Below are 12,750 nucleotides of genomic sequence, written 5' to 3' on the forward strand. Positions count from 1 at the left end.
GAGGTAAAGACCCCAGTCGGCGACACTCTGCGAGGCGACTTTAGATTTCTTCTGACCGCAGAAGCCTAAACAGCCCCGATACTGAAATGATATCCAGGACTTCAGGGCTGACACCATTCACATAAACAAGAACCGCACATTTTGCATAACCCGGCTCCGAGAGGTAACCGTCCTCATCTATCCAATTGTTTTCCACCGAGACTTTCCCTTTCAAGTTAGAGTCCGAAACGAAGTACTCTCCGCCCTTATAGGAGCTCTCACGTCGGGAGAAGTTCACATTAAGAAGCCGAGACAGTTCAGACGCCACTTCGGAGAGGTTAAGAGACTCGACACCGTACAGATTGTAGATAGTTTTCACGAGCACTCCATTAATTATAGGGAGGTCTGGGTGCGGCGTGCGTGTCTAGCCTCTCAGAGGAGGCGGACACGCACGCCGCACGCCAACTTTGCCTCAATCTAGCGGACCACGATACTCGGTGCTCTTCTAGTCGCCGCTTCGGTCGATCCGTAGATCATGAAGTGGACGGGCCGATGCGCAGCAGCAGAGAGACTCTCAGCCAGGTCGTTCAATCCCATCTTGTGCAAGTCGGATCCCTTCAGCGGTCCAGTGCGTGTTCCGCCCGACCGCAATGAAATGCCAGCGGCTTTAGCGCGTGCCAGAATATCGGTCCCGGTCAGTGCCACATCGAAGTCGCTGTGTGACCCGAACGGCTTCCCACTCTCGAAGCTCCTCCCAGTGACAGAGCTTCCTTGAAATACTGGGACCGCGTCGCCGTGCCCGGCTTCCTTCAAGCCCGACTTGAGCGAAGCAGAGAATTCTTTAAACTGCGCAGCGCTACCGAATCCATGAGGAAACAGTCGCGGGCCCGGCTTCGGAAAAGCTCCTCTAAGCCCTCGGCTTGGTCCGGAGCTCACTTCCCCAATTTGAGTACACCTGCCATCCTGGTCCGGGTTGGTGCAGGCGTTCAATCTGCGCCAGGCTTCCTTGAAGTCGCCCTGCAGTACGGCAGCCAGGGGGCCTGACTTTACATCCGCGATGAAGTTCTGAGCGTAGTTCTGGGCGAATCCCACTAGGCCGCCGTTGCCCTTTTGGCGGTCCCAAGATTTCCAGCTACTCCCGGACGTTTTCGTTTTTCCGTGGGCGCGGGCTTCGTATGACCAGCTGTAGCTGACGAACCGCCCATCTTTCTTCGATCCGAGGGAGCCGGAGATGAACTGGACGTCTTTGTAGCTCCAGCCGCCGTAGCTGTCGACGAACCAGCCGCTTCCTTGTTTTCCTGTTTCCCGGTAGTACGCCTCGTCGGCGGTACTGCCACTGCCGGTGGGCCCGAGGGGGCGCAGGCCTCCGGGATCGGCGAGGGTGGCAGGGTTGTTGTTGGCGTAGACGTACCCGTGCATTTGCTGCGGGTCTGCCAGGTCCATGATGGGGTCGACGCTGATGAAGCGGCCGGTGGTGGGGTCGTATTCGCGGGCGCCGAGGTGGGTGAGGCCGGTAGTGGCTGTGTCGTCGGTTCCGCCGACGAATCCCTTGGTGCCGGGCCAGGTGCCGGTGCTGTCTCCACGTGTCGCGCCGAAGGGCATTGTGCGTCGCTGGGAGAGGTCGAGGTTGCTGATTTTGACGGCGAGTTGGCCGGTGCCCAGGTGGTCGGCGATGGTGATGGAGATGGTGCCGTCGTCGGATTGGACGGCTTGGCTGCCGCTGCCGAGGTCGATGTAGCGGGTCGCCTTGGCCTTGGTTGCTCCGTTGGGCAGGACCAGTTCGCCTTGGCCGAGGTAGAGAGTGGTCTCGTTGGGTCCACGTGCGATGAGCCGGTTGCCGTCAGCGTCGTAGAGGTATTCGGTGACCTCGTCGGCCTTGCCTTCGACGGGCTGGGTGACCTTGGCGAGGTGGCCTTCGGCGTCCCATTCCAGTTTCTGGGTGTCGCCGTTGATCATGCGGTCGGTGGTGTTGCCGACCTCGTCGTAGTCGTAGCTGGTCTTTGAGGTGCCCGACGGTCCGGACTGGGTGACCTCGCTGAGGGTGTGCGGCTGGCTGGTGCCCGCGGCCGGGTAGGTGTAGGTCCGCTTGGTGTCCTTGGCGGTGTCCCCGGTCAGGTCGTGGAGGGTCTCGGTCTTGCGGTTGCCGACTTGGTCGTAGGTGTAGGAGTGCCAGTACGGGGCCACGCCGCCCACGACATCAGCCGAGGGGGACTCGGCGCAGTTGGTGTCGCCTTCCGCCCAGGCTTCTGTGAGACGGCGTAGGTAGTCGTAGGTGAAACACTGGTTGTCGGTGCCGGCGCGTGATACGTCGGAGACCGACAGGACGTTACCGGCCTCGTCGTACCGGTAGCTGGTGGACCGGTCCACTCCCAGGACGTCGTCGCGCTCGACGCGGGAGTTGGCCAGACGCTGGGTGCCCCATTCGTAGGTGTTGGCGAGAGAGGCCTTCTTTGCGCCGGCGGCTGTGGAGCCGAAGAAGTACTGCAGAGGCTTGCCGGTCAGCGAGTAGATGGTGTCGGACTGGTAGCCATCCCCCAGCAGGGAAATGGGCCGCAGAGCGGCGTCGTAGGTGTAGTTGTAGCCTCCACCCGGCAGCGAGCCGGCCGCCGAATAGGACACGCCCGCCACCAGACCAGAGGGCTTGTAGCTGATGCCCGACTGGTAGATGCCGGCCAGGGCCCCTTCGGAGTCGGGAATCGTCACCGAGGTGCGCAGCGGCCGGTACAGCTGGTCGTACTGGGTGACCTCGCTCGTGTACTTCTTCTCGCCCACATACCGGCTGGAAGAGGCCGGCTGGCCCTTGGCTCCAGTGACTGTGTCGTAGGTCCATTCCGCGCGTAGTGGGCCGGAGGCGTCCGTCTGGCGCAGTTTGGTCTGGCGTCCGAGCTGGTCGTACTCGCGGTAGAGGACGGTGCCGCGGGCGTCCTTGGTGGTGACAAGGAGGGAGCGGTCGTCGTACGTGCTCTCGGTCTTGCCCTTGTCAGGGTCTGTGGTCGTGGTCTGGCGGCCGAGTTGGTCGTACTTGTAGGTCCACTGGTTGCCTGCCGGGTCTGTGACCTCGGAGATCTCGCCAGAGGGCGTGTAGCGGTACTTGGTGGTGTCGTATGCGGCGCTTGCGCTGCGCGTGTGGTGCTGGCGCAGTTCGGTGGTCTGTCCGCGGGCGTCGGTGAGGGTGGTGGTGGCAGTTCCGCCGACGGGCGGGATGATGGTGGTCCGGTCGCCGCCATAGATGGTCTTGGTGGTGTTCAGGACCGAGCTGCCGTCGCCGTCGCCGTTGCCGGCTACCTGCTCTATCTCGATGGGCCGGCTGAGACCGTCGTAGGTGGTTCGGGTCTGCGTCTCGACGCTGAGAGCGTCGGCAGGCTTGAACAACTCGCGGTTCGGGTTGCCTTCGGCGTAGTAGGTCTCGAAGGTCCTGGTGACTTGGCCGCGTTCGTCGTAGAAGGTGTCGGTCAGCAGCCGCCCGCCGTCCGGGCCTATGTCCTGGGTCTGGCGTGCGCGGAGCAGGCCGTCGTACAGGGCGTAGGCCGGGACCTGCCCGCCTTCGTTGTTGAGCGTCAGGGTGCGGATGGCTACGGGCTTGCCGTCTTCGACGAAGTAGTCGAAGTCGTAGGACGGGGTCTGGCCGGTCTTGCGGTTGGCGAGCCAGACCTTGTCGGCGCGGCCGAGCGCGTCGTAGGTGTAGCTCTCGGTCTTGCTGTTGGTGTCCTTCTCGCCGGTGGGCAGGCCGCGCAGGGTGTCGTATGTGGTGGTCGTGGTCTGTGCCGAGGCGGCGTCGAGGGGGTTGGCCGGCGGGGTGGTTGTGGTGATGCTCGTCGGGAATCCGCTGGCGGGGCTGTAGGCCGTCGTGGTTGTCAAGCCGTCGTTGCGCGCGGTGCGGGACGGCGTGCTGCCCTCGGTCGCGGTCACGTTCGCGCTCAAGTCGGTGACCTTGAGCGGGCGGCCGTAAGCGTCGTAGGTGGTGGCCTGTTCGAGGTACGTGGCTGTGGTGCCGTCGTGCTTCTTCAGCACCGCGGACGCCGTTGCGTCACCGACAGTGGGAGCCGCGTCGTAGGCACCGCCGTCATACGCGGTGCGCTCGTCGGAGATGACCACGCCGTCCTTGGACCGGTCCGGCGTCGTCGCGCAGCTCACCGCGACGGTCTCCTGCCGTGAGGGCAGGGCCAGGATGTTGTCGGTGGTGTTGGTGGCGTAGGTGGTCCGGGTGCACTGGTCGTCGGTCGTGGTGGACGTATCACCCTGGTCATCGACCTCGATCGGGCGGCCGGCGACCGTGTCGTAGCGGGTCGAGGTGGATGTGGTCCGCCACTTGCTACCCGCCCCGTCGTCCAGGGAGGTGTAGGTCTTGGAGTTGGCGGTGCCGGTGAAGTCGGCGGTCACCGTGCCCCAGGCACGGACCTTCTTCGCGGTCTCGTGGTGCCAGGGTCGCTTGATCGTCTTCTCCAGTACCTTCCCGCCAGGCCCGGAGTACTGGACCGTCTTGTAGGAGAATCCGGCCGACGAGGGGTCATCGGTGATCGGGTCTCCCTCTCCCTCGTCGAGGGTGACGGAGACGGACTTGGTGCCGCCGGAGGTGTCCTTGCGGTCGCCGTCCATGCCGCGCAGGAAGTAGCTCTCGGCCTGCGTCTTCAAGGCCGGCTCGCCGCCTTGGCCGCCGGTCTTGACCCGGACGTGGCCGTAGCCGCGCCACTGGGACCAGGTCTTGTACTTCTCCTTGGTCAGGCCGTCATCATCGTCGTAGTGCCAGGCCGCCCCGTCCAGGTAGTCGTAGGCGGTCACCGAGTCCGGTGCTCCGCCGGTCCGGTCGGTGGCGGTCACCGACTTCACGACGTACTTGTTGAACCAGTGCCGCTCGGGATCCTCGGTGTCGGACCCGCCCAGCATCTGTGGGAAGCAGCGCGTCGTGTTCGTCTGCGGGGTCGGCAGGGAGGAGGGGCTGCATGCCTCGCCGGAGTAGTTGACGTCGACCTGGCCGCTGTGATCATCGGAGATCACGGACAGGCGATCCTTGACGAAGGGCGCGTAGCCGTCGCCTATCGCATCCATGCGGTTGGCCAGCTGCGTGTAGGCGAACGACGTCTTCGGCAGCGTGATCTCGGGCGTGGCGGTGTGGCCGGTGCGCTGGATGGAGTCCAGCAGCAGCTGGTAGTCGATGTCCGCCTGTCCCCAGCGGTGGGTCAGCTTCCAGGAGTCGATCTTGCTGTAGCTGCCATCGCTTTGGAGGACCTGGGTGGTGATGCCGGTCAGGCGCTTGCGGGTCCAAAAGCTCGGAGCCAGCCGGCCCTGGTCGCAGTCAGTGCCCTCCTCGCAGTTCATGTCCCACGGCGTGTCGTACCAGTAGAACGAGTCCTTGGAGATGGACGAGCAGTCGGTGCTCGCATCAGGGATGCACCGCTCGGAGCTGGTGAAGTCGACCTTGGCCAGGGCCTTGGTCGTGTACACCTGGTCCCACTGGACGCCGTACTCGATGCGGTCGATGTAGCCGCCGCGGGTGTACCGGGTATCGTCGGCCGCCTTGAGGTTGCGGCCGTAGGAGTTCTCTTCCTTGTTGTAGTAGTAGGTGATGGCGTTGCCGCGGGTGTCGATGGCGTAGTCCAGGTTCCATCGCCACGCCTGCTGGCACCAGGACTCGGCGAAGGTGTCGCCGTGGCAGGGCTCGCCTGAGTCATCACCGAAGACGGGGACGGTCCAGGTGGAGTCGGTGGTCTCCTTGCCCTCGGCCCAGCCGTTGAGCCGGTTGTAGCCGAAGTAGTACCGGTTTCCCTCCGGGTCGGTGACGCGCCAGTACTCGCCGTCGTTGTCGCCGTTGCCCCGGCTGGTGGACTTCAGGTGGGCGATGCGGGAGCCATCGTCCTGCCGGAACTTGAACTCGTCATCCTTCCCAGTCGGGACGAGCTCGCCGCCCTTGCCGTTGAAAGTGATGATGGCGTTGTCGTAGCCCCAGCACTGGTCGCCAGGCTTACTGCCATCAGCGTTCTTGACACCGTCCTCAGAGCACGGCTTGTACCGGCGCTCAATGAAGCCGGGCGACAGCTCGAAGCCGTCACCTACCCACGAGGACTGGTTGTTGGTGTTGCCCGTACGGCCGTCAATGCTCCCCGAGGAATACGACAGCCCAAGCTTCGGTGCCATGTCCCCGGGGACATCGGGCACCGGAATGCCGTAGGACCAGCTGAAGTCACCCGTGTTGAGATCGGTGCTCCAAGCAGCCGAAGGAGACAGCGGGGTGGCCTTGAAGTCGCCGGTCTTCGCACTGTCTCCGGCGATCGCGGCAAGAACGACCGGGGCCCCGGCACTCAGCGAGACGCCGCGTGCTGTCAGCGTCTGCTTCTCGGTGTCATTGACCGTGGCTATGGGCGTGCCCGTGCGGCATGTGGCCTTGCCCGGCGTGGTCAGTGCACACGCCGGCAGTTCGACCAGAGTCAGTCGGGCACCGTAGTTGCCGCCATAGGCCTCGGCGAAGTCCCCATAGTCGACGGTCGCGCCGACTGAGCCGGCGTCGTTTGCCGTCTGCGGCTGAAGGGTGAACAGCAGACCCTCGACGCCGGCCTTCCTCGCAGCCTTCTGCGACAGGACACGGGTGGCCACCTTGCCATCGAAAGGCTTGCGGCTTTGCTTCTTCGATGGGGTGTTGAGCTGAATCGGAAGGCCCTTGGCCTGCACAGGTTCGCTGGCCCTGGTGCCAGGGGCTGGGAGAGTGACCACCGCGTCATCAGCCTTGGGCCACTTCGCCTTCGGCGCCTTCTGCGGAGTTCTCGGACCCTTTTGAACCTTACGGGGCCTGAGGTTGGAAACACTCTTGCCCTCGACGGGTTTATCGGGGTCGGCCACCTTCGGGATGCCCTTACCCGCCGCCTCAGCGGTGGATGCGAAACCCACCGCCTGGATCAAGGACGCCACCATCACCGTGGAAACGCCCAGCGCGATTCTGCGCCGCAATAGCTTCACGGTGCGGCGAGGCCGTCTTATTCCGCGCATATGCGAATCGATTCCTGTTTTCTCTGAGGTGGACATGTGCCATGAAATGGGCACACGAATTCAAGGGAGAAAAGTGAGAGGTGCAGGGCGCCGGGTTATGGCCCGGCGCCCCGGAAGGGCGGGCTCAGTCGCCCGGTACTTGGGTGGGAACTTCAAACCAGTGGGTCGACAGCCATTCGACCTGGGCGTCGCTCAGCGCGCCTTGGAAGGTCCACACGTCATCGACCAGGCCCGGAAAGTAGTGCCCAGCCGCGCTGCCGGTGCCTTCGCGGCCCACCTGGAGTGAGGTGGCCTTGAAGGCCAGGGCGTTCTCCGCCCACGGCACCAAGTCCTCGCACGAGGCACTGTCGCTAGAGCCATCACCGTCGGCGTCGACGCAGGCCACCTCGGACAGCCCGCCGTTCACATAGAGCCGGGCCTGCTTGGAGAACCCGTCGTACACCAGGGCCAGGTGGTTCCACTCTCGGACGTCGTAGAACTCGCCGTTGTCGACCGTCACCACCGTCGCATCGGCAGCGTCCTTATCGGACACCGTCAGCTGCCAGCGGCCCGGGTTCAGCTCGGGATCAGTGGCATCCGGTACGAACCTCACCGCGAAGGCACTGTGGTTGGTGCCGTCCGCGCTGGCCAGGGCCACCTCGCCGTCGGGCATCGCGGCGGCCTGCGCCCACCCGGTGAGGGTGAAGCTGCCGGATGTGTCCACCGGGACGCTGCCGGCCGTGGCGTAGCCGCTCGTACCATCCAGCTTCATCGCTCCGAAGTCGATGAACCCCATGTTGGACTTGGCAGCCCCGCCATGCAGCGTGAGTGCGTTGCCTGTACCCGCGGCATCCGGTGTGGTGACCGGAGACGTTTCGGAGGTCCCTTCGAACATCCATCGGCTCTTGACCAGCGGTCGCTGCTGGAACATCTGCTGGACCTCTTCGGCCGACACTGGCCGGTCCAGCAACCGCACATCGTCGATGATACCGGGGAAGTAGCTGCCCATCGCGCCGCTGTAGTTGCTGGCACCGATATACATCGACTGATCGGCGTAGAACGCACCGGCCAACTTGGTGGAGCCGGCCTTCACCCCGTTCACATACAGGGTGAGCGTGTCGGCCACGGGGTCATGCACACCCACCAAATGCACCCACTCACCAGCGCGAGCGGTGACGCCGTCAGCCTGCATCGCCCTGATCGGTGTGGCGTCCGCGCTGTCGGACGAGTACTGGTTGACCGCCCACCGGTCGTAGGCAGCGGAGTAGTACAGCTCGAAACCGGGCCGCTCCTTGCCCGCCTGCGCGGCGATGACCGCCGCGCCGCCGGGCTTCTTGTCCAACTTCGCCCACGCCGAGACGGTGAACGGGCGCGAGGTGTTCACATGCGGGCCGCTGATCTGCCCGATCTTCGCAAAGCCGGTTGCGCCATCGAAGCGGGCCGCTTTACCCGCCACGCCCTCCACTCCGGTGGTCACCGTGCCGTTGTACTTGGCCGGCAGCACGCCACCATGGCCAGTGAGCTCGGTGGCATCCGCGGCTTCGTCGAGGTCGAAGACCGCGATGGCCGGACGCCCCGGGTCACCGACGCTCTGCTTGGCGGCCAGCTTGTCGACCTCGTCCTGGGCCAGCGGCTTGTCGAACAATTGCAGGGAATCGATCGTGCCCGGGAAGAACGACATCGGGGTCCCGGTGAAGTTCTTAGCCCCGACCTGCAGACCGCGGCGAGCCTCCCAGGGCGCGTTGTAGGGCACCGATCCGGCGAGTTTGCCGTCCACGTACAGCTGAAGCAGGTCGTTGGTCGAACTGTATGAGCCAACCAGGTGAGTCCAGGTGCCGGCGGTCACCTTGCTGGTGTCCCCCTGATCGGCCCGGACCAGCCCGCCGGAAGCATCGTCCGACTTGTACTGGTTGAACGACCATCCGTACGTGGTCGAGTAGTACAGCTCGAAGCCGGGAGCGTTGTTGCCAGGTGCCAGCGCGACATCGGCAGTCTTGTCGGGGATCCGGTCCAGCTTCACCCACGCGGACACGGCGAACCCACCACTGGTGTTGACCGCGGGCAGATCGGTGGAGGCGTAGCCGTCGGTGCCGTTGAACCGCACCGCCGTGCCCTCCACACCGGTCGCACCCGGTGTCACGCCACCGTGGATGGCCAGGGTGCGTGCCGGAGTGGAGCCCTTCGCCTCACTCGCGTCGGCTGCCTCATTCAACTGCCAGGTCGCTCGCTCGGGCTGGCCCGCCTTCACCCGGTAATAGTAGGTGTGCGTTTCACTACCGTTTCCTGCCGAATCGAATGATCGGGCGGTGAAGAAGTTCAGGCCTGGCTTGGCTGGCAGCACCTTTACAATCTGTGCTGCGCCTCCGGTCGTGGTGACCTTGTTCTTTGAAGAGGGATTGCCGTTAACGCCGTACCAGTACGTGGTCACATCACTCTCGGCGGCCTTGACCTCAAAGGAGCCGTAGCGCCCCACTCCGTCATGCCATGGGTCGTTCGGATTCCCTGGATCAGAGGCCGGATACTCGCCAGAGCTGATCGCCGGACCTGCAGGTACCTTCGTGTCGTACACGAAATAGCACGCTGTTGGGTCACCCGCATAGGACCACGGCGAGTACTGCGCCCCATCATAGGAGCGCGCGTACCAGTTGATCGTCTTGTTCTGTGGTATTGAGGACGGCAGGCTGATCGTAAATCTTGAACCAGACTCCTTCGACGATGTCCTAGATGGGTTCCACGACCCGCCGTCCCACTTTGCCTGGAACTGCACTGATACCTTGTCGCCATCTGGGTCAGTGACGTTGTCCGCGGAGATCTGCCCCAGTGTGCGGACACGGGCCGCGTTGGCAGGCTTCTCACACGCACCGCCGTACTGCATGGTCAGCTGCGTTGTTTTGATTTGTGCAGGTGGCCGATTGTATTTCACCCGCAGGTATGCCTTGTCGGAGAACCGCTTCCAGCCATACTCATCGGACTCGCTGACAGCCCTCAGACCGAACGTCATCGTGGAGTCCTTGGCGTTGGCAGCCGCCTGCACTGCTGACTTCACATTGAACTCGGCGTCCTTGGCTGAGCAGCCGTTATATCCATAAGCGAAGGACTCCGAGGACAGTTGCTTCACCCAGAACCCCGACACATCCTGGGAGTCCCAGGTCGTGGACGTAGAAATTCCTTTGGTCTCCCACAGTTCCACGCCACGAGCATCACATGATGCCGACCAGGTGTTGCGAACCACGAACTCCGCAGACAAGATCGACTTACCTGCGAACTTGGACACCGGAATACGATAGAAGAGGCGCTTGGTGTCATTCGGCTTGCAGTAATACCAGTTGCAGTAGCCCATACCAGCGTCGGACTCGCCGTTGAACTTCCACTGCGGAGAGCTGGCCCAGTACTTCGACGCCATCGTCCAGGCCGAGGCACGCGGTGAGTACCACTGAGGGTCGATGAATACCGGGTAGGCAGTGTCCTCGCCCTTCAACACCTCCGCATCCGGGGTCAACACGAGTTCGTTCTGGCCGGATGGCACGGCGACATCCACTGATCCGAGCTTGCCGGACTCTGTCGCACCCGGTTCTCCACCCACAGCTTCACTGTCGGTTGACGCGGAAGATTTCAACGCCTTGGCGCCGGCAGGCTCTCCGGTGCTGGAGTCCCACATCATCGGCTTCGGGGCCTCGAACACGGCCCCCTTCGCACCGACATCAATAGCCTGCAGGCCGCCTTCGGTGGTTTTCTTGACGTCCATGCCGTCAGCGGACAGCTTCAGTCGCAACTCTTCGAGGGCCGAACTGTTCGCCGCCTCGGCAGACCTCACCACCAGGAGCTGGCTGAAGCCGTCCTCCTGAGCCGTCATGCGCAGATCGACGCCCGGCAGCACGGAGGGGTAGGTCGCCGTGGCCCCCGACAACTCCGGCTTCGGCAGAGCGGCCGGCCACGACAGACTCAGCGTCCGCCCCGCACGCTCCACACGCACCAGCGGAGCCTTGTCGCCACCACCCGAGAACTCCACGTTCACTGTGGTCGATTTAGCGGAAATCGTTCCGCCCTCGTTCGCAACCAAGTCCGTGTCGACGCGCTTCCATCCGCCACCGGTGCGCGCCCACACCGGCCGCAGGTACTCACGTGCTTCCAGATCTCCGTCGGGAGTCGCGTAAACCTCGCTGCTTTCCCCTCGCAGAGATGCCACTTCTACTGGGTCACCCGATTTCTTGGCTTTTGCCAAGGCTTCTGACTCCGAGTAAACGGGGACTTCGTCGGCCGCAGAGGCTGAAGTCGCCACGCTCGGCTCATCGGCCACAGCCTCACTGACTGGAGCCGCGATCCCTGCAGTCAGCGCAACACCAACGAGAACACCAATAGCCCTGCCCTTAGCCCGGGTTCGGGGCCACATCACCACCACATCCCGCCACATCGCATTCATGGTTTCTTCACGAAACTAGCGGCGCAGGGCGGGGTGAGGACAACCCCAAGAAACGGACATACGTGATTCAAGATTCAGTAAACCGAGTGACCTTGGCCACGCGGGTAGAGACGTTTACTCGCCGGTAATCAATCGCGTAACCGTACGATTACACAATGGTCACGACCCTGCCGTGCCCCGACCCCGCCACGGTGACCACGGACCAGCTCCACGAGGTCACCGAGCCTGTCGCCGCCGCTGACCAGTGGAAGCCGAGCCGTCCCGGCTCGTGGCCGCCGGATACGAGATTCCCCCGCATCGCCCACCTGCTGGGTGACTCGCCGTCAAGGCCTTGACCAACTTCGATCCGGCCGCGTCACACGAGGGCCGACGACCCTGCCGCGGGCCACCCGGATCTCGTCGGCGCTGCGCAGGTACCCGTCCGGGATCGACTTGCTGGGTGCCTCGCCGCCGCACAGCTCACCGACCATCCCAACGTGCCCAGCGCCACCCTGGCCGACGACGTCGCCGATGCCCGCACCCGGCTGGAAGCCCTCAACCTTCATGACGGCGGCGGGCGCGCCCCGGTGGTCCGGGCCGCCTTCGACCTGTTCCACCGGCGGCTGGAGGACGGCACCTGGCCCTCACCTGGCCACCGAGGCCGCCGTCCTCAACGGCCAGTCCGCCCGGCAGGCCCGGGGAAGCCTGGCCGCTCTCGCCCGCACCACTCTGATCAGCGAAGCACCCGTCGGCTCCAGCCGCTGGTGCATGTACCGCCCTCATGTCTCGCTCACGTACCGGGTGAAATCGACGTCCAGCTTCCGTCGTTCGTCTCGGGCTGGATACTGAGCTCATGTGTGTGGCGGACTCGCCGACTCCTGCAGGGAGGCAGCGCCCCGACACCGACTTGCAGCCAGATGCCGTAGATCCGCTGCTGCAGCGCGGCGCGCCGGGCCCGAACCGCCCAAGCGGCTCCGGACTTCTTGCCGGCCCCACGGGCCCGCCCGAATCGGTCGACACCCCACCCTGGGAACGGGCCGTGGCGTGGCTGCGCTGGCAGGCTTGCATGGAGACGGGAGAGTTTTGCATCCAGTGCGCTGGCTCGCCCTGGATGTACTGACGAAACGCTGCCCACCTGTCTTGTGCCCAGGGCAGAGCAGACGCTCCGGTGTCTACAACAACAGCTCACCCCGCATCACAGGCATGTGCGTATGGTGCGTGTCCCCCCTCGGACACCAGCGGAACAAGCCCCTTAGCAGGGGCTTTTTTCGTATCCGGGCATCCATGCCCCCGCGCGGCGCCTCACGCCCCCGCCAGTACGCTGGCCTGGCCATGTATCGCTTCTCTGTCGCCGCCGCCCGCTGGAGGGCCGGCCTGGCCGCGCTCGCCCTGGCGGGGGTCGCGGGGTGCGGGGC

General features: G+C 64.3%; 2 protein-coding genes. Both read right to left on the bottom strand.

Annotated features, from left to right (window positions below):
- Positions 1–456 precede the first annotated feature (456 nt).
- On the bottom strand, positions 457–6,882 hold the full coding sequence (locus tag E4099_RS07605; protein WP_135338182.1) for an RHS repeat domain-containing protein: 6,426 nt from the start codon (positions 6,880–6,882) through the stop codon (positions 457–459).
- Positions 6,883–7,081: 199 nt separating this feature from the next.
- Positions 7,082–11,326 carry a LamG-like jellyroll fold domain-containing protein gene (locus E4099_RS07610; protein WP_386389452.1) on the bottom strand — a complete coding sequence of 1,415 codons (4,245 nt, stop codon included), beginning with the start codon at positions 11,324–11,326 and terminating at the stop codon, positions 7,082–7,084.
- Positions 11,327–12,750 lie beyond the last annotated feature (1,424 nt).

Origin of the sequence: Streptomyces palmae (assembly GCF_004684805.1) — a bacterium.
In the GTDB taxonomy this organism is placed as follows: domain Bacteria; phylum Actinomycetota; class Actinomycetes; order Streptomycetales; family Streptomycetaceae; genus Streptomyces; species Streptomyces palmae.